This is a genomic window from Ruegeria sp. CDSC021 (assembly GCF_059610845.1).
In genome coordinates this window covers 899,076-916,392 of sequence record NZ_JBXWOK010000001.1, presented here as the reverse complement: position 1 = coordinate 916,392, position 17,317 = coordinate 899,076, and the positions used below count along the sequence as shown (strand labels likewise).

18 protein-coding genes are annotated in these 17,317 nt (G+C 56.2%); 11 read left to right on the top strand and 7 right to left on the bottom strand.

The window, feature by feature from the left end:
• Positions 1–52: 52 nt before the first annotated feature.
• Positions 53–1,051: a glycosyltransferase family 2 protein gene (locus AC2FGB_RS04560; protein WP_271946483.1), complete on the top strand. Its 999-nt coding sequence runs from the start codon at positions 53–55 to the stop codon at positions 1,049–1,051.
• A 47-nt stretch (positions 1,052–1,098) separates the two neighbouring features.
• Positions 1,099–2,061, top strand: a complete 963-nt coding sequence (locus AC2FGB_RS04555) for a hypothetical protein (protein ID WP_496710082.1) — start codon at positions 1,099–1,101, stop codon at positions 2,059–2,061.
• Between the two features lie 2 nt (positions 2,062–2,063).
• Here the strand turns inward: AC2FGB_RS04555 and AC2FGB_RS04550 are convergent, their stop codons facing one another.
• On the bottom strand, positions 2,064–2,366 hold the full coding sequence (locus tag AC2FGB_RS04550) for a DUF6476 family protein (protein ID WP_496687594.1): 303 nt from the start codon (positions 2,364–2,366) through the stop codon (positions 2,064–2,066).
• Between AC2FGB_RS04550 and AC2FGB_RS04545 the strand changes: the two genes are divergently transcribed.
• The 4 genes from AC2FGB_RS04545 to AC2FGB_RS04530 all read left to right on the top strand — a co-directional run bounded on the left by AC2FGB_RS04545 (position 2,365) and on the right by AC2FGB_RS04530 (position 5,878).
• The gene (locus AC2FGB_RS04545) at positions 2,365–3,399 is read left to right on the top strand and encodes an RluA family pseudouridine synthase (protein WP_496687596.1); all 1,035 of its coding nucleotides are present in this window, start codon (positions 2,365–2,367) and stop codon (positions 3,397–3,399) included. The genes AC2FGB_RS04550 and AC2FGB_RS04545 overlap by 2 nt on opposite strands.
• 145 nt (positions 3,400–3,544) lie before the next feature.
• Positions 3,545–4,441: an RNA polymerase sigma factor RpoH gene (rpoH, locus tag AC2FGB_RS04540; RefSeq protein WP_142634432.1), complete on the top strand. Its 897-nt coding sequence runs from the start codon at positions 3,545–3,547 to the stop codon at positions 4,439–4,441.
• 130 nt (positions 4,442–4,571) lie between these two features.
• Positions 4,572–5,549, top strand: a complete 978-nt coding sequence (locus AC2FGB_RS04535; RefSeq protein ID WP_496688211.1) for a Gfo/Idh/MocA family protein — start codon at positions 4,572–4,574, stop codon at positions 5,547–5,549.
• Between the two features lie 59 nt (positions 5,550–5,608).
• Complete coding sequence (locus AC2FGB_RS04530; protein WP_271946490.1) at positions 5,609–5,878, top strand: DksA/TraR family C4-type zinc finger protein; 270 nt, start codon at positions 5,609–5,611, stop codon at positions 5,876–5,878.
• A 33-nt stretch (positions 5,879–5,911) separates the two neighbouring features.
• Here AC2FGB_RS04530 and AC2FGB_RS04525 read toward each other — a convergent pair whose 3' ends face one another.
• Complete coding sequence (locus AC2FGB_RS04525; RefSeq protein WP_271946491.1) at positions 5,912–6,301, bottom strand: MerR family transcriptional regulator; 390 nt, start codon at positions 6,299–6,301, stop codon at positions 5,912–5,914.
• Positions 6,302–6,390: 89 nt separating this feature from the next.
• Here AC2FGB_RS04525 and AC2FGB_RS04520 point away from each other — a divergent pair, with 89 nt between their 5' ends.
• On the top strand, positions 6,391–6,714 hold the full coding sequence (locus AC2FGB_RS04520; protein ID WP_496693290.1) for a hypothetical protein: 324 nt from the start codon (positions 6,391–6,393) through the stop codon (positions 6,712–6,714).
• Positions 6,715–6,718: 4 nt separating this feature from the next.
• On the top strand, positions 6,719–6,937 hold the full coding sequence (locus AC2FGB_RS04515) for a GDCCVxC domain-containing (seleno)protein (RefSeq protein ID WP_271946496.1): 219 nt from the start codon (positions 6,719–6,721) through the stop codon (positions 6,935–6,937).
• Between the two features lie 85 nt (positions 6,938–7,022).
• Here AC2FGB_RS04515 and AC2FGB_RS04510 read toward each other — a convergent pair whose 3' ends face one another.
• Positions 7,023–8,018 carry a metallophosphoesterase family protein gene (locus AC2FGB_RS04510; RefSeq protein ID WP_496693289.1) on the bottom strand — a complete coding sequence of 332 codons (996 nt, stop codon included), beginning with the start codon at positions 8,016–8,018 and terminating at the stop codon, positions 7,023–7,025.
• On the bottom strand, positions 8,015–9,370 hold the full coding sequence (locus tag AC2FGB_RS04505; protein WP_496693288.1) for a metal-dependent hydrolase family protein: 1,356 nt from the start codon (positions 9,368–9,370) through the stop codon (positions 8,015–8,017). The genes AC2FGB_RS04510 and AC2FGB_RS04505 overlap by 4 nt, the downstream gene beginning before the upstream one ends.
• Before the next feature lie 136 nt (positions 9,371–9,506).
• Here AC2FGB_RS04505 and AC2FGB_RS04500 point away from each other — a divergent pair, with 136 nt between their 5' ends.
• On the top strand, positions 9,507–10,520 hold the full coding sequence (locus AC2FGB_RS04500) for a helix-turn-helix transcriptional regulator (protein WP_496693287.1): 1,014 nt from the start codon (positions 9,507–9,509) through the stop codon (positions 10,518–10,520).
• A gap of 160 nt (positions 10,521–10,680) precedes the next feature.
• Here AC2FGB_RS04500 and AC2FGB_RS04495 read toward each other — a convergent pair whose 3' ends face one another.
• From AC2FGB_RS04495 to AC2FGB_RS04485, 3 genes are all read right to left on the bottom strand, one after another.
• Positions 10,681–12,501 (bottom strand): M3 family oligoendopeptidase, encoded by a 1,821-nt coding sequence (locus AC2FGB_RS04495; RefSeq protein ID WP_281972269.1) that lies wholly within the window; start codon positions 12,499–12,501, stop codon positions 10,681–10,683.
• A gap of 102 nt (positions 12,502–12,603) precedes the next feature.
• Positions 12,604–13,545, bottom strand: coding sequence for an alpha/beta fold hydrolase (locus AC2FGB_RS04490; RefSeq protein WP_496693286.1), 942 nt, complete (start codon positions 13,543–13,545; stop codon positions 12,604–12,606).
• Complete coding sequence (locus AC2FGB_RS04485) at positions 13,545–13,835, bottom strand: SCP2 sterol-binding domain-containing protein (RefSeq protein ID WP_142634424.1); 291 nt, start codon at positions 13,833–13,835, stop codon at positions 13,545–13,547. Before AC2FGB_RS04485 ends, AC2FGB_RS04490 begins: the two co-directional genes overlap by 1 nt.
• A gap of 69 nt (positions 13,836–13,904) precedes the next feature.
• On the opposite strand from AC2FGB_RS04485, the gene AC2FGB_RS04480 reads away from it, so the two are divergent.
• Together AC2FGB_RS04480 and AC2FGB_RS04475 are read left to right on the top strand one after the other, a co-directional pair.
• On the top strand, positions 13,905–14,474 hold the full coding sequence (locus tag AC2FGB_RS04480; RefSeq protein WP_416383904.1) for a tetratricopeptide repeat protein: 570 nt from the start codon (positions 13,905–13,907) through the stop codon (positions 14,472–14,474).
• A gap of 22 nt (positions 14,475–14,496) precedes the next feature.
• A complete protein-coding gene (locus AC2FGB_RS04475; protein WP_496693285.1) occupies positions 14,497–17,316 on the top strand; it encodes a helicase-related protein in 2,820 nt (939 codons plus the stop codon).
• The last annotated feature ends 1 nt before the right edge of the window (position 17,317 follow it).

Below are 17,317 nucleotides of genomic sequence, written 5' to 3'. Positions count from 1 at the left end.
AAACAAATCTCCGATACCACCGGGGCAATGAAAACAAGCAGGGCAGTCAGGTATGGCCGAACAGGATCCTCGATATATCAGCGTTACCCCTATGAAGAACGAAGGACCATTCGTTCTTGAATGGATCGCCCATAATCGTGCCATTGGTGTGGACCAGATTGTGGTCATGACCAATGACTGTACCGATGGTACTGATGCCTTGCTGCAGCGATTGCATGACCTTGGCATTGTCACGCATGTCGACAACAACTCGAGACGTCAGACCAGCCCGCAAAAACGCGCCTATAACGCCTTTCTGAAAATGGAAGTGGCCCGTCCACAGGATTGGGTGATCGTTATCGACGCGGATGAACATATTAACGTCAGAACCGGCGACCATACATTGCGTGCGCTGACGGGTGCCATGCCGGATGCAAAAACGATTTCAATGACTTGGCGTCTATTCGGAAACGCCGGCATTGTTCGGTACGAGGACCGTTTCCTGTCGGATCAGTTTCGCCAAGCTGCACCTGAGCGTATTTTTCGACCGCCGCAAGCTTGGGGCTTTAAGACCATGTTCCAACGCGGCCTGTGGGATGCGCTCGGTGTCCATCGACCGAAAAGGCCGACCGTTGAAACGATGGAAGAATGCCATTGGTACAACGGATCCGGTCAACCGATGCCCGAAAGGTATTTTACTGCCAGTTGGCGATCGGCGCGGGACTCCGTCGGGTACGAGCATGTTCAGATCAATCACTATGCTTTGAAATCCTGTGAAAGTTATCTGGTCAAGAAAATGCGTGGTCGGGCCCATCATCTGGGGGAAAGCCTTGGGATGGAATATTGGAACATGATGAACCAAAACGCCGAAACTGAGACCTCGATCGACACAATCCTCGATCGGAAACGGGCTTTGTATTACGAAATGCTGTCAGACGCTGAGACGGCCCGCCTGCACCATATGACCTGCGATCTGCATCGCCAACAGGTTGCCCAGTTGCGCGAACAACCCGAGATGCAAGACCTCATGCGTCAGATGACCGCCGGGTTCTCAGCCAAGGCCGAGACCTGAGGTCGCTTGGCGAATAGGAACGTTTCATGCTCTGGCTACACATAGGAATGCCCAAGACTGGGTCGACTGCGTTACAGGGGTTTGTTCGCAAAAACGGTCAAGTGATGGCTGGGGCCGGATTACACTATATGGAAACGGGCCGCAGGCGAACCGAGGGGCAGGGGCGTCTGGCCAGCAGTCATAACCTGATTGCCTTCCACATGAACCAAACCGAACAGCCGGTCACCGCCCTGCGCGAAGCGATGGCAAGGGAATATGCTGAGCATGAGGATAAGGCATGCTTGGTATCGTCTGAGATGTTGTATTCAGTCGATCTGCACAAACTGGCCGAGATTTTCGCTGAGATCCCCGCGCGTGAGATGAGGATTGCTTTCTACTGCCGTAGATATTCTGACTTTTTCGAAGCCGACTATAAACAAAGGGCAAAGAACGGCAGGCTTGCCGGGGGCGGCTCTGAATATATTCGTACCCAGCTGGACGAGATACGTGCGCATCCTGAGCGTTTCAGCTTTGCCAGCGCTGCGGCTCGGATAAGGTCAGCTTTTCCGGGCGTCTCGTTGGTGCCTATGCTGTATGAGCGCTCTGAAATGGCCAATGGCAACATTGTCGATGATTTTCTGGATCGCATCGGCGTCCAACTGCCCTTGGGCAGCAAGACCGAAACATCGTCCAATCCTTCGCATTCAAGGGCCGCGTGTGAGGCGTTTGGTGTGGTCACAAGGGCCATGGGACGCAAGAAAAGTCGCCAGTTGCGACGTCGGGCTGTCGATGATCCCGTGATGATGCGTAAGAATGATGTGCTTGAACCGGATGAACGCGCCTGGCTGGACGCGTTTGTGGCAAATGAAGATGTGAGTTTTCATCAAGAGTTCTTTCCCGACCGGACGCAGCTTTTTGCCCCTGTCAGGTTGAGCATGCATGATCAGTCGTTTCGCCGGGACACAGCCGCGGAATATCAGGCGCTGCGCCAGGCATCCGAGATCGTGTTTCGCATGGCGCTAGAGGGTTGACCTTATTCGACGGTAATTTCCTGGCGCTGCCGGCCAGTGGTTTTGTCAAAGATCAGGATGCGATTGTCATCAGTCACAACTGCAAACCAGTTGTTTCCAATGGTGACCGCCTGCGCTTTTGCGCCAACGGGCAACTCAACCTGATCGGGCAGGGTAGGGGTCCGGTCCGATAGCCGGATGACAATCAGTGCGAATGTCACTAGAACCCCGCCAATCATCACCGCGGTCAGCAGCATGACCATTCTCCGCAGCAGGCGAAGCTGCGGCGTTTCCTGCGGTTCTTGGGGTTCGGAAGGGACAGTCATGGGCACTCGCCAGATTGAGTTTCAAATCGCGGCCGATCCGCCGCCCCGCCTTGATAAGGCGCTTTCCCGGGATGTGCCAGCGGGGGAAAGCCTGTCGCGGACCCGATTGGGGAAGTTAATCGAAGAGGGGGCCGTGATGATCAACGGAACCGCCGCCCGCGACCCCAAGGCCAAGGTGGTCGAAGGCGCAGTGGTGGCGATCACTGTGGCCGAGGCCGAAGACAGCCATATCGGCCCGGAAGACATCCCGCTGGAGGTCGTATTCGAGGATACCGACCTGATCGTGGTCAATAAACCTGCGGGTATGGTCGTGCATCCTGCGCCCGGCTCTCCGAACGGGACATTGGTCAATGCGTTGCTGCATCACTGCGGTGATGACCTGTCTGGCGTAGGCGGCGTAAAGCGCCCCGGCATCGTGCATCGTATCGACAAGGAAACCAGCGGGTTGCTGGTGGTGGCCAAATCCGACGCGGCCCATCACGGGCTTGCCGCGCAGTTCGAGGCGCATAGTGTAGAACGCTATTATCGCGCCATCTGTTACGGTGTCCCGGATGCCAATGATCCCCGGTTGCGCGGCGTCAAAGGTGTCAGCTTTGAGCCCGGAAATATCATGCGGATCACCACTCAGCTGGCCCGTCACAAGACAGACCGGCAACGACAGGCTGTGCTGTTTCACGGTGGGCGCCACGCTGTCACGCGCGCCCGTCTGGTCGAAACGTTTGGGGCCCCGCAAGGGCTGGCTCTGATCGAATGCTGGCTGGAAACAGGCCGCACGCATCAGATTCGGGTTCACATGACCCATGCCGGTCATGGTCTGGTCGGTGATCCGGTTTATGGGGGCAAGCGGAAACTCGCAGCCAAAGCCTTTAGCGCGGCTGCCGCAGAGGCCGTACGAGACTTTCCTCGTCAGGCGCTTCATGCTGCGGTTTTGGGTTTTGAGCACCCGATATCGGGTGAAAACCTTCGCTTCGAGGCTGTGTTGCCGGATGATATGGAAAATCTGATTGAACAGCTGCGCACACCGCTGACATAATAAGCAAAGTTACGTGAATAACGTTTTCTTAGGTTTCCTTTATCAAACGTTAATTTCAAACTGTTAACGGTACCTCTTGAACGGATCGGGACGACCTCCCATATCCATGTTAACGACTTAAACATTTGTCGGAGGGACAAGAAACATGGCCAATTACGCAAATCTCCCCGCGCCGACGCCGGAAGGCGGGCTGAACCGCTATATGCAGGAAATTCGGAAGTTTCCCCTGCTGGAGCCAGAAGAAGAATACATGCTGGCCAAAAGCTGGGTTGAGAAGCAAGATACTGAAGCTGCACATAAAATGGTGACTTCCCACCTACGGTTGGCGGCCAAGATCGCTATGGGTTATCGCGGTTATGGGCTGCCACAGGCCGAAGTGATCTCCGAGGCCAATGTCGGTCTTATGCAGGCCGTGAAACGGTTTGACCCGGAAAAAGGATTCCGGCTGGCGACCTATGCCATGTGGTGGATTCGCGCCTCGATTCAGGAATACATTCTGCGGTCATGGTCTTTGGTCAAACTGGGTACAACCTCGGCGCAGAAAAAGCTGTTTTTCAACTTGCGCAAAGCTAAGGCACGCATCGGTGCGCTTGAAGAGGGCGACCTGCGTCCGGAAAACGTGGCCCGGATCGCAAATGACCTTGGTGTGACCGAAGCAGAAGTGATCAGCATGAACCGCCGGATGTCCGGTGGCGACGCCTCTCTGAATGCGACCGTCGGGTCCGAGGGTGAAGGCACCATGCAATGGCAGGACTGGCTTGAGGACGAGGATGCCGATCAGGCGGGCGACTATGAGGCCCGCGATGAGCTCGACGCCCGCCGCGAGCTGTTGGCGGCTGCTCTTGAAGTTTTGAATGACCGGGAAAAAGACATTCTGACCCAACGCCGCCTGATGGATCAGGCCGTCACACTGGAAGAGCTGAGTACGCAGTATAATGTCAGTCGCGAACGCATTCGCCAGATTGAAGTCCGCGCTTTTGAGAAACTTCAGAAGAAGATGCGAGAGCTTGCCCGCGAAAAAGGGATGCTCGCCACAGCCTGACCTCTTCGTTTATTGAACGGACCCGGTGCGACATTGGTCGTGCCGGGTTTTCTATTTGTGTTAGCGCTAATGACACTCGGACTGAGGGCGATTACAACAGACCGGATCAAAGCCATAGGGGGTGTCCATGATGCAGAATCCGGTGAATTGGGGCGTATTGGGAGCTGCGAAATTCGCGCGGCAATATATGGCCCCTGCAATCCACGCAGCTGAGGGCGCGCGTCTGGCAGGCCTTGCGACGTCCGATCCCACCAAAGCCGAACCGTTTCAGGCCTTTTGCCCGGATTTGACGGTTTATGACAGCTATGATGCGTTGCTGAACGACCCACAGATTGAGGCCGTTTATATCCCGCTGCCCAACCATTTGCATGTCGAATGGAGCCTTAAGGCACTGGACGCCGGTAAACATGTGCTGTGTGAAAAGCCGATGGCTATGACCGTGTCCGAATTTGCCCCATTGATCAACAAACGGGATGAGACCGGATTGTTGGCGGTCGAGGCTTATATGATCGTCCAACACCCTCAATGGAAGTTTGTACGCAAGCTGATCGCCGACAAGGCGATCGGGAATTTGGCCCATGTGACGGGTGCGTTCAGCTTTGACAGCCGGGCAGATACGGCAAACATTCGCAACCGGGCTGAGACCGGCGGAGGTGGGTTGCGTGATATTGGCGTCTATGTGATTGGCAGCGCGCGCTTTGTCACTGGGCAGGAGCCGGTTCAGGTCGAATCCGCCATCCGGTGGGAGGATGGGGTCGACGCTTTTACCGAGATTCGCGCTCAGTTCCCGGATTTCACCTATTCCAGCTATGTCTCGATCCGAATGCATCCGCATCAAGAGATGGTGTTTCATGGCGACCGCGGCATGATCCGGCTGACTGCGCCGTTCAATCCGCGTGTGTTCGGAGAGGCGCGTGTCGAATTGCACCGCCCCGGCCTGGAAATACAGGTCACACGTTTCCCCGCGGACGATCACTATAAGCTGCAGGTCGAAGCTTTTTGTCGGTCGGTCCGTGAGGGTGCCGAATATCCGTGCCCGCTTGAGTTTTCACGCGGCACGCAGGAAGTGATTGACCGTGTGCTGGAGAATGCAGTGGCGCTGCCATGACTTGCCACGCTTCTTGAATCGCCGCAAAATCGGCTAACACCTTAACAGGAGGCATCCCGATGGCAGGTGGCTGGGCGCGCGACGGCGCAGTAAGCGAACAGATCGAGGCATCCATTTCGGATGAGTTGGCCCGAATGCAGGCCCAGAAACGGCCCGTAGGCGAAAGCCTGACCCATTGTGCCGAATGCGAAGAACCAATCCCAGAAAACCGCCGCACAGCACTGCCGGGCGTGAAACTGTGCCTCGAGTGCCAGCAAGAACGTGACGGGGCGCACAAAATGCGCGGCGGTATCAACCGGCGCGGGTCGAAGGACAGTCAGTTGAGGTGAGTTTATTATGTTTGCTTTGAGCCCAAAGTTTCACTAGTCGGTACGCAGTTTTGAGAGCATGGGACAAGAGACATTCCCGCTGTCGCAGTTGGCTGTGAGTTCGTTCAGCGCTGCTTCCAATCGCTTCAGCTCGTTTATCTTTTCACGCACATTGAAGATATGAAGCTCAGCCAGTTCTTTTACGGATCGGCAATCTTCTCCGTCGCCTTCGGACAGGCTTAGAAGCGTCTTTGTATCGGCTAGTGGAAAGCCCAAATTACGGCATTTTTTCAGGAAACGAAGCCTTCCAACATCGTGCGCGGAGTACATCCGCCGGTTATTAGGTGCTCGTTCTGGTTTGGGCACGATCCCTTCGCGTTCATAGTAGCGGATCGTTTCAATGCCGACACCGCTTTGCCGGGATGCTTCCCCAATCGCAAACATGTGAGTTTTCCCGTCTTGATCCTGTAGCGACTACAGAAGTTATACGAGAAGCAGTCACTTTGACAACTCCAACTAATCAAGGGAATGAGATGCAGAAGTACCTTAGCGTTAGTTATCTGGGATCACTGACAGCACTTGGCGTCGCGACTTGCTGTGTATTGCCCATGACAATGATGTTGCTGGGACTGGGGGGCAGTTGGCTAGCCATTTTCGGAAAGATCGTGGCGGCAAGCTACTACGTATTGGCGATATCGACGGCGCTTGTCGCTATATCGTGGCTTGTATCTTATCAGCGCGGTTCACTAACAAAGTTGAAATGGTGGCTTTCGGGGACTACCGCAATCACCGCGTCAGCTTGGGTCGTCGTCTATAACGAGGCCCGTATCAACGATTACCTGATAATGCAGATGTGAAACAATGACAGAGCAAACTGTAGTGCTTGAAAGCACCCTGACGTGCCCGAAATGCGGTCACAGCGAAAGCGAAATAATGCCGACGGATGCTTGCCAGTGGTTCTATGAATGCAAGTCTTGCGCAGCGGTCTTGAAGCCATTGGAAGGGGACTGTTGTGTCTACTGCTCCTATGCCACGGTGCCTTGCCCCCCGATCCAGAATGGCGATAGTTGTTGCGGATGACAAAGTCCGCTTTGTCCGCAGAGCCGACATCAGGCGCTCCTTATTGTTGACTCTCGAATGTCTGCTGAGAGCCCCTAGCAGACCTTCAGCACCTCTCGGTTGCAAAGCACGGTTCATTCTCAGCGCCGGGGTATTTGGCCTTCCGATCTCGTATGCCTTCAAGCATCAAATTGACCAGCTCAACTTCGTCACCGCGAACGGAAATGAGCATGATGTGGTCTTCTGACAGTCCCTTTTCGGGAAACTGCTCACCTGACGTTGTCGCAAGCTGGATGTAGTCGCGCCCGAACCGCTCTCGATACTCAAAAAAATGCTCATGGCCGTTGAACACAGTGTATGGCATGTCCGCCAGTGCCTCTTCTATGCGGTGAAACTCGGTGTCTTCGGCCTCCCAAGCGGGCTTGTGTGTGATGACGAATGTATGTCGTGCGTCCTGGTTTTCCTTGATGGCCGCAACAAAGTAGTCACCCTGCTCTTTACTAATCGCTCCAGTGATCCGCTCCACGCTGTTGGCATAAAGGGTTTCAGCGAAGGCATCGGGGCCATCGGTTTTGTAGATTTCAACGGCTTCTGAACGTTGTGCAGCGAGCGTTTCCCTGCGTTCTGCGCTCATATCCTCAGTATCGAGTACGAGAAAGAGCACATCTTTGAACTGGAAATGGAAATAGGGTGGACCATAGCGGTCCGCCCAAACAGCACGTTCTGCCTCGCTAGACAGGTCATGGTTGCCTCCGACGTAGATATAGGGCGCACCGATCAAAGCGGCTCGTGCATCGAAACTTTCCCATTCGGCAACCAAGTCTTCCCGATCGCCGCCACCTTCGATCAGGTCACCAACGCTAATCACGAACTCTGGCCGCAGGAGCGCCATTTGCCGTGCGGCCAATTCAAAGATGCCGGGACGTGCGCCGCCCGTCAGATCAGAGTGCAAGATGAAGGTCAGGTCGCTTGGATCATCGCCCTTTAGCTCCTGCGTCCATGGCGTAGCGGCACCTGATAGATCATGCTCAAAGGACTGAGCGGAGGCGGCCGTGGCAAATGCGAAAAATGCAACCGCAAGCCCAAACACTCGTTTTTTCATTCGTGCTCCGTTGGGTCGAGTTTGTAGATAACACCGTCTTTCATGATCAAATCGATGTTGCGCTCGTAGTCCGCGAGGATAGTGATGTCTTCCAACGGGTTTCCATCGATCAAGAGAATGTCAGCGTAGGCACCTTCCTGGATCACACCCAGTGGGCCTTCTCTGAAGCGATTGCGAGGTCCTGACAAAGCAAGGATTTCACCTCCGATCCCAGTTGCGGCACGTAGGTTCTCGAATGGTGTGAAGTACGGTGCTCGAGCGACCCACTCTTGAGCCTGTAGATCGTAGGCATCTTGCGAGAGAAAAACGTCCGATCCGAATGCGACCTTCAACTCATACTGCTTCGCCAATTCCACCAGTGTTTCAAAGCCGGATTTGGCTAGGCCAAACTTTTCACGCTGATCAGGAGTGAAGGTGTCAGGCGGATTGGATGTCGACATAAGCGCTTCAACAACGAGGTACACATCGTTCTCCGCCATTTTCTGAGCGACCTCGGCTGTCATTAAATGGCCGTGTTCAACGCTTTTTGCGCCGAAGTCGATCGCACGACTGACGGCATTGTCGTAGTACGCGTGAACCATAATGTACGAACCAAAACTCTCGGCCACGAAGGCGGCGGCTTCAAGTTCGTCGTCAGTGAACTGATCAATATCGAGAGGTGAATATATCGCGGAGATCCCTCCGTTGGTCGCCAGCTTAAGCTGGGTTGCTCCGCCTCTAAAGTTTTGACGTGCGGCAGCCAACATCTCATCTGCGCCATCGATGGCATGGAAGTGCCCGATCTCTTCAGCGTAGCTCTGAACGCCGCCAAGGTGATGATGAGTGTTCGTACGGTCTCGCATGTCGAGATGGCCTGAAGTCTGCGTGATAAATGCGCCAGAAGAAAACACGCGCGGTCCCGGGAACCAACCATCGTCTATTGCGCGCTGCACACCAATTGACGCTCCCCCTGCATCCCTCACGGACGTGAACCCTCGCATCAGCATGTCTTCCGCCATTTGGCCAGCGGCAGCGCCGACGTAGATCGCTGTATACTCGTTTTCGAGTTGGTCGAATGGTGCGATCAAAGACATGTGCGTATGGGCGTCAATAAATCCGGGCGTCAGTGTCCTGCCATCACCATCGATGATCATCGCTCCGTCAGCTTCAATCGGATCAGTGGAAACCTCTGCGATCAGGTTATCAACCACCAGTACGTTCGCGTTTTCGGTGCGTGCTTCGTTTACACCGTCAAAGACGTGCACATTCGTGAAGAGGATGCGGTTCGGGTTGTCTTCTGCAGCAGCTTGACTGAACCAGATAGTGCCAAGCCCCGCTATTATTACAAATGGAAAACTGCGCATTTTGAACATTTGTCGGCCTTCAGTATAGTTCCTATACCCTAGTTAAGCACATCGCAGCGCACCGAGGGTGGTCATTTTCGTGTTGCGCAGAGACCAGCTGAAGATGAAAATGGCCACTCGGCACCTTGGCTTTGTGAGATCACCGTTGACCAGCCCACCACAACACCTAGATGGATTTGTCCGGCTTGCGCTTGTGCATCCGTTCACCGCGTATCTCGACACGAAGTTCGTAGACTATGCGTCTGTATTGTCCCGGCATTCGCTCACCCCAAGCGATCTGGCGGATCCGACTGCACTTGTCTTTTCGGAGAAGATGTATGCGTTGCTCAACGCGCTCGCCCAGGTGGCAGGTGACCCGCATCTCGGTGTTCACGTAGGGGAACGTGTGACTATTGAACAATGGCCGCCCTTTTATGAGGCTGCGCGGGAGGCCAAGACGTTCGGCGAGTTTTTGAGCCGCCTTGCGATGGCCGTCCCGACGGAGGCTAGTTCGGTGCGCTTCGAGCTCCGTGTGCGCGCGGAGGTTGCGACGTACCTCGTGGAACGAGTGCAAGTGTCGCGCGAACATCCAGGACATGCCGAGGGCTACTTTGTTGGGGTCTATCTCCGGCTCTTGTCAGACGTTGCGAAGCCGGTTTGGGATCCATCTGACGTGACTGTCTTCACACCGTATACAGAAGCCATTCCCACAGCCTACAAGGGGGCCCGGATCACGAGGTCGGACGCGGCGCTCGCACTGCAGTTTCCCTCCGCCTGGCTAGTGACGCCCTTTTCGATGAACGCGAAGCTTGCGCAGGTTCCGGCCCTCAAGGGCGCGTCCGTAGAGCCCCTGACCGCGGTCACGGCAGTCTCGCGCGCCGCCGAGCGCGGATATCGACAGGGAGACCTGACGATCTCCGGGATTTTGGACTATCTTGGTGTTTCTCGAGGAATTTTGCGAACGACACTCGCGAACTATGGTACCACAATAACACGGGTAGTGTCTGACGCGAAGGTCGAGATCGCAAAGCGAGCTTTGGCCCATGACGATCGACAGATCCGTGACATCGGTTTTGATCTAGGCTTTCCCGACCCCTCCCATTTCGCTCGATTTTTTCGACAAAAAGCCGGAATGTCGCCATCTTCTTTTCGAGCCGCGCGAACGCAAGATTTTTATTAGGTATTCGAAAGGAAATGGAATTACCGGTTAAGCGCCGAGCCGAAGTTTGCTGTCTAGATCGCGCATGTCTGCTTTGCGCCGGAAGCGTCGATTACCCGTTGATGTCCGACTGACGGGTTTGTCCGCAAAGCAGACATCACCGTCTCCGCTTCAGGCGACTTCAGCCCTCCATCGCTTCCAATTCATCAATAAAGCCCGAGATCATCGACAGGCCTTTGTCCCAGAACTTGGGATCGCTAGCATCCAGACCGAACGGGGCCAGCAGCTCTTTGTGGTGTTTTGACCCACCGGCGCGCAGCATGTCGAAGTATTTGTCCTCGAACCCGTCGGCGCCGCTTTCGTAGACGGAATAGAGCGCGTTCACGAGGCCGTCGCCAAAGGCATAGGCGTAGACGTAGAAGGGCGAATGCACGAAATGTGGGATATAGGCCCAGAACGTCTCATACCCTTCCATGAATTCAAATGCGGGGCCGAGGCTTTCGGCCTGAACGCTCATCCACAAGGCGTTGATGTCGTCCGGGGTCAACTCGCCCTCGCGGCGTGCGGCGTGCAATTTGCATTCGAAGTCATAGAACGCGATTTGGCGCACGACCGTGTTGATCATGTCCTCGACCTTGCCAGCCAGCAGAATCTTGCGCTGCTCAGGGGTTTCGGCCTTGTCCAGCATTTTGCGGAAGGTCAGCATTTCACCAAAAACCGAAGCGGTTTCGGCCAGCGTCAGCGGGGTGGATGACAGCATCTCGCCCTGATCGGCGGCCAACACCTGATGAACGCCATGGCCCAGCTCATGCGCCAGGGTCATCACATCGCGCGGCTTACCAAGATAGTTCAGCATCACATAGGGGTGGACGTCAGTTACGGTGGGATGCGCAAATGCGCCTGGCGCCTTGCCCGGCTTCACCGCCGCATCAATCCAACCCTTCGAGAAGAACGGCGCGGCGATTTCACCCATACGGGGATCAAAGGCCTCATAGGCATCCATCACGGTTTTCTCGGCGTCATCCCAGCCGACAATCTGCGTGTCTTCCATCGGCAGGGGCGCGTTGCGGTCCCAGACCTGCATCACATCCAGACCTAGCCATTTGCGTTTCAGCTCGTAATAGCGGTGGCTCAGCTTGGGGTAGGCGGCCACGACCGCCTCGCGCAGGGCCTCGACGACTTCGGGCTCGACGTCATTCGACAGGTGACGACCAGTTTGCGCGGTCGGCATATTGCGCCAGCGGTCGACGATTTCCTTTTCCTTGGCCTGCGTGTTGTGAACGCGCGCGAAGGTCTTGACGTTGTCCTGAAACACGCGGGCCAATTCGCGAGAAGCCGCTTCGCGTTTGCTGCGGTCCTGCTCGGTCAGCAGGTTGAGTGTGCCTTCGATGTTCAACTCTTCTCCGTCAACATCAAAGGTCAAGCCTGCGATGGTCTCGTCGAAAAGGCGTTCCCAGGCATCGCCAACAACGCCCAGATCGTGCAGGAATTTTTCAAGCTCGTCAGATAGCTGATAGGGTTTCATCGCGCGGATGCGGCGGAATACGGGCTCGTAACGGGCCAGATCGGTGTTGGCGTCGAAATGCGCTTTTAGCGCGTCGTCGTCGAGGCGATTGATTTCCAGCGTGAAGAACACCAGCGGCGTGGTAAAGACAGTGATCTTTTCCTGCATGTCCGAGAGGAACTTGGCGCGTTCGGCGTCGGTTGTCAGCTGATAATAGCGCAGTCCGGCAAAGGACATGATACGCCCGGCGATCGAGTTGATCTTTTCGTTCCGCAACACGCAGGTCAGCAAGCCCTGGGCATCAAGATCCGCCAAATTGCCTTCGTAATCTGCGGCAAAGGCGGCGCATTCGGTTTCCAACCAGTCCAGGTCACGCGCAAGCTCGGCCGCGTCTTCCGAAGCATAGAGATCCGTCAGATCCCATTCCGGCAGGTTGCCAAGATTATCGGCCCCGCCGACCGCGTTTGCGTCACGTAGTGGAAAAGGAAGGTCGCGCATGGATCACCTCGAAAATCTGCTTTGGCAAACATCTAGGCGCGACCGGCGAGGATCACAAGCGGACAGTCAAAGAGAAAGCGCCGGTTCCAGGGGGTGATCCGTCTATGCAGCTTTGAAATGCGCGGCGATTTGGTCAAATGCAGGGTCGCGCACCTCTGGCGGTTCCATCAGGACTTCGTGTTCACCGTCTGGAATTTCGATCAACGTGCTGTTCGGCCAGTTTGCCATGCGTGCGCGGATGGCCTTGCGGTCCACAATCTGCTCGTGGGAGCCAAGATATGTCAGGCATGGGACGGCTGGGGCAGTCTGCACCATCAACCAGTCGCATTCATCTAATGCCTCGCGCAGCCAGATCGTCGACGGTGCACCAAGGGAAAGTTCGGGATACTTGGCCAGATGATCCTGCATCATTTTGTACATGGCAGGATCGCGCGTCAGGCTATTGCCTTCGAAAGGCTGTGTCAGAACATAGCTGTCCAGTGAAGTGGTCGGGGGGGTCTTTTCGCCAAACCCCAGACGCGGGGCCCAATTTGCGGTCAACCGGCTGATGGGTTTCATAAGGGGCGTAAAGAAAATCCCCCACATCGGACCGGTAAAAACACAGGTAGCAAAACAATCGTTTTCCAAAACTGCCCGCAATCCAATGGCACCACCCATAGAGTGGCCGATAACATGCCAGGGCCTGGGCAGATCAAGCTTTGTGGCCAGCTCTAGCGACACATCTACGTCTTGCTGATAGTCAGTGAATTTATTGACATGGCCAACCCGCGGATCGTCAAGCAACCGGTCTGCCAATCCCTGACCCCGCCAGTCGATCACCAGCACGGCAAAGCCACGCTTGACGAATTCACTCGCTGCATCACCGTATTTTTCGATGTATTCAGTGCGACCGGGAAACAGCATGACAGTCCCGTTCGCTGTACCTTCGGGGCGCCAATGCGCCACGCGAATTCGGGTACCGTCGGCGGTGTTCAACCAATGTGCAACACCGCCAGCGGGGCCGCCAGCCACGTCTTCGAACAAAGGGGCCGACGCATATTCCATCAGGCCAGGGCCGAGGCGAGTTTCATTGCCGCGCCCATGTCGCCGTCGATGCTCAGTTTTCCGGCCATGAAGGCGCTTGTCGGGTCCAGATCACCATTGAGAATTTGCTCGAACGTGTCCGCATCAGCGTTCAAAGTCACGTCCGTTTCTTCATCGCTGATGCGCGCGCCGCTTGCATCAACTACGATCGCGCCCAAATCCGCGATGGCAAATTTAGCCGATGCGTCGAAATCGCCGCCCGACAGTTTCTCATTCAGCACTGCTGCGGCTTTTTCCAATGAATCGCTCATGATCTTCCTCATTTTGTTAGTACGCCGTGAATGGACATCCTCGGTCGCAACGCTACACTGACACTTGTTATGAGCAATGCAATCAACAATCTCAAAGGTACCGTTGCGGCACTTTTTGTCCTAGTCATGTTTTCCTCCACTTGCCTTGCGCAGCAGGAGGATTCCCGCGACGAGGCCGAGTTGTTGCAGAACCTTGCACAGGCCACACCGGACCAAGCGACTGGAATCGACCGCCAGTTACGGGCGCTCTGGTCGCAATCGGGTTCGGCCTCCGCCGACCTGCTGCTGGAGCGTGGGCGCGAAGCACTGGATGATGGTGACACCTATGCCGCGATCGAGCATTTGACGGCCCTGACAGACCACGCGCCTGATTTCGCCGAAGGCTGGCACGCGCGGGCCTCTGCGTTTTTTGGGATCGAAAGGTTCGGGATGGCTGCCGCAGATCTGGAACATGCTCTGACGCTGAACCCGAACAACTATGAGGCCATCTACGGGCTTGGATTGATATTTGAGATTCTGGGTCAGCCCGAAAAGGCATTTGCGGCCTATTCCCATGCCTTGGCTATACATCCCCATTACGAAGAAGTAACCAATGCAGTGAATCGACTGAAAGCCCAGGTCGAGGGCTCGGCCCTCTGAGAACCGAGGGCAGGGGGCAAAGGTGAGCGGGTCATCCCGAATCGTGGCCGTACTTGGCCCAACCAATACAGGCAAAACCCATTACGCAATCGAACGTATGCTGGGGTACCGCACGGGGGTGATCGGCTTGCCGCTGCGTCTGCTTGCGCGCGAGGTATACGACAAAATCGTCGCCATTCGCGGGCCGTCGGTGGTGGCGCTGATCACCGGGGAAGAACGTATCGTACCGCCGCGTGCGAAATATTGGGTCTGTACGGTCGAGGCGATGCCCGAAGGCATGGGTGCCGATTTTGTGGCTATCGACGAAATCCAACTCTGCGCCGACCCGGAACGCGGCCACGTCTTCACCGACAGGTTGCTGCGCGCGCGCGGCACCAATGAAACCCTGTTTCTGGGATCCGACACCATGCGCGGTCCCATCGCGGCACTTGTGCCCGAAGCACAATTCGTCCGGCGAGAGCGGATGTCGCAACTGGTCTATGCCGGCCCCAAGAAAATCAGCCGCATGCCACCGCGCAGCGCCATCGTCGGGTTTTCGGTCGACAACGTCTATGCCATCGCCGAGCTGCTACGCCGTCAAAAGGGTGGGGCAGCTGTGGTCATGGGGGCGCTTAGTCCGCGTACACGGAATGCACAGGTTGAGCTCTATCAGAATGGTGAGGTCGACTATTTGGTTGCCACCGATGCCATCGGGATGGGGTTGAACCTGGATGTGAACCATGTTGCGTTCTCGTCCCTGACCAAATTCGATGGCCGGCGGATGCGGCCCCTGGCCCCGAATGAGCTTGCCCAAATTGCTGGCCGCGCAGGGCGCGGAATGTCCGATGGAACCTTCGGCGTGACCGGCGAGGCGCCGCCTCTGGACGACGGTGTCGCGCAGGCCATTATGGACAGCCGCTTTGCGCCGATGAAAAAACTGAATTGGCGGAATGCCGCCTTGCAGTTTGGTTCGATTGACGCTCTGATCCGCACGCTCGAGATTAGCCCGGATAGCGAACACCTGATCAAAGCCCGTCCGGCAGATGATCTGAATGTGCTTAAATCCTTGTCGCAAGTTGCCGAAATTGCGGCCCGTGCCAGTGATCCGCAATCCGTTCGTTTGTTGTGGGATGTGTGCCGAATCCCCGATTTTCGCGGCATCAGCCATGCCGAACATGCCAGCCTGCTCGAAGTGATTTTTGGCCACCTGCATGAAGGTGGTTCGATCCCGGATGACTTTATGGCGCGGCAAATCCGCCGGATCGACCGAACGGATGGCGATATAGATGCACTGTCAAAAAGGTTGGCATATATTCGCACCTGGACTTACGTTGCGCAACGAAATGGTTGGGTGCGTGACGAATCCCATTGGCGTGATGAGACGCGCATTGTAGAAGACAGGCTGTCAGACGCTCTGCATGACCGTTTGACTCAGAGATTTGTGGACCGGCGCACATCCGTTTTGTTGCGCCGGCTCAAACAGAAGGAGGCCCTTTTGGCCGAAGTAAATGACAAGGGTGAAGTGACCGTCGAAGGTGAATTCGTCGGTCGTCTGGAAGGGTTCCGGTTCAGTCCGGACAAAAGCGCGCAAGGAGCCGAGGCGAAAGCCTTGAAATCGGCGTCCTTGCAAGCCCTCGCGCCGCAATTCCATCTGCGTGCCGATCGCTTCTATAATGCACCCGATACCGAAATCGATTTTACCGATCAGGGTGGCCTGATGTGGGGTGAATATGCCGTTGGCAAGCTGGTTGCCGGGGCAGAGCCTCTCAAGCCGCTGGTCGAGGTTTTTGTGGACGAGGCCGCGGGCCCCGATGTTGAACAGAAAGTTCAGCGTCGCCTGCAGCATTTCATCGACCGCAAAGTGGCCGCACTGTTCGAGCCGTTGCTGAACCTGTCGCGCGATGAAGAACTCAATGGGCTAGCTAGGGGCTTTGCCTTCCGCATGGTTGAGGCGCTGGGCGTATTGCCGCGCGCAGGTGTCGCGCAAGACGTCAAGGATCTGGATCAGGACGCCCGTGGCGCGCTGCGCAAACACGGTATCCGCTTTGGTCAGTTCACCATTTTCATGCCGCTGCTGCTGAAACCGGCCCCAACGCGTCTGCGTCTTGTTTTGTGGGCATTGGCAAATGGCCTGCAGGAATTTCCCGACGCGCCGCCTCCGGGTCTTGTTACTGTGCCCATCGCCAAGGGCGCACCTGACGGTTATGACACTATGTGTGGTTATCGCGATGCGGGCGAACGCTCGATCCGGATCGACATGCTGGAACGTCTGGCCGACATGTTGCGCGCTGAAGACAGCCGTGGTGGGTTCGAGGCCAAGCCTGACATGCTGTCGATCACCGGTATGACGCTGGAACAATTCGCCGACCTGATGCAGGGGCTGGGCTACAAGGCCGAACGCGCCGAGCGTGAAAAGGTTAAGCCCGCACCGGCAGAGCTACCTGCCGCAGAGGCCACGGAAGCAGCTGCCTCCGAGGAAGTACCCGCACCAGAGGGAACCCCCGAAGAGGTCGCCGCACCCACCGAGGCGTCAGCCGAGGCCACCGAAAGCACCGAGGCAGCAGCCGAGGCCACCGTGCCGACAGCAGCAACAGATGAACCCGAGGTTGAGGTTTTCTATACCTTCACCTGGGGCCGTCAGCGTCAGGCCAACCAAGGCCCACGCCGTGAACAGCGGCAGGGGCAGGGCAAAGGTAAGCCGCGCGGTAAGCCTCAGGATGGCCGGGGCAAGCCGCAGGGCAAGAAAGGTGGCAAGCCGCAGGGTGCCAAGACCTTCTCGTCTCGTCCGCCCAGGAAAGAAAAGCCCATTGATCCCGATAACCCGTTCGCGGCCGCGCTTATGGGTTTGAAGGAAGGCAATTAAC

Coding starts and splice junctions, on each gene's coding strand:
- AC2FGB_RS04560 (WP_271946483.1), top strand. CDS start 53: ATGGCCGAACAGGATCCTCGATATATCAGCGTTACCCCTATGAAGAAC.
- AC2FGB_RS04555 (WP_496710082.1), top strand. CDS start 1,099: ATGCCCAAGACTGGGTCGACTGCGTTACAGGGGTTTGTTCGCAAAAAC.
- AC2FGB_RS04545 (WP_496687596.1), top strand. CDS start 2,365: ATGGGCACTCGCCAGATTGAGTTTCAAATCGCGGCCGATCCGCCGCCC.
- AC2FGB_RS04550 (WP_496687594.1), bottom strand. CDS start 2,366: ATGACTGTCCCTTCCGAACCCCAAGAACCGCAGGAAACGCCGCAGCTT.
- rpoH (WP_142634432.1), top strand. CDS start 3,545: ATGGCCAATTACGCAAATCTCCCCGCGCCGACGCCGGAAGGCGGGCTG.
- AC2FGB_RS04535 (WP_496688211.1), top strand. CDS start 4,572: ATGCAGAATCCGGTGAATTGGGGCGTATTGGGAGCTGCGAAATTCGCG.
- AC2FGB_RS04530 (WP_271946490.1), top strand. CDS start 5,609: ATGGCAGGTGGCTGGGCGCGCGACGGCGCAGTAAGCGAACAGATCGAG.
- AC2FGB_RS04525 (WP_271946491.1), bottom strand. CDS start 6,301: ATGTTTGCGATTGGGGAAGCATCCCGGCAAAGCGGTGTCGGCATTGAA.
- AC2FGB_RS04520 (WP_496693290.1), top strand. CDS start 6,391: ATGCAGAAGTACCTTAGCGTTAGTTATCTGGGATCACTGACAGCACTT.
- AC2FGB_RS04515 (WP_271946496.1), top strand. CDS start 6,719: ATGACAGAGCAAACTGTAGTGCTTGAAAGCACCCTGACGTGCCCGAAA.
- AC2FGB_RS04510 (WP_496693289.1), bottom strand. CDS start 8,018: ATGAAAAAACGAGTGTTTGGGCTTGCGGTTGCATTTTTCGCATTTGCC.
- AC2FGB_RS04505 (WP_496693288.1), bottom strand. CDS start 9,370: ATGTTCAAAATGCGCAGTTTTCCATTTGTAATAATAGCGGGGCTTGGC.
- AC2FGB_RS04495 (WP_281972269.1), bottom strand. CDS start 12,501: ATGCGCGACCTTCCTTTTCCACTACGTGACGCAAACGCGGTCGGCGGG.
- AC2FGB_RS04490 (WP_496693286.1), bottom strand. CDS start 13,545: ATGGAATATGCGTCGGCCCCTTTGTTCGAAGACGTGGCTGGCGGCCCC.
- AC2FGB_RS04485 (WP_142634424.1), bottom strand. CDS start 13,835: ATGAGCGATTCATTGGAAAAAGCCGCAGCAGTGCTGAATGAGAAACTG.
- AC2FGB_RS04480 (WP_416383904.1), top strand. CDS start 13,905: ATGAGCAATGCAATCAACAATCTCAAAGGTACCGTTGCGGCACTTTTT.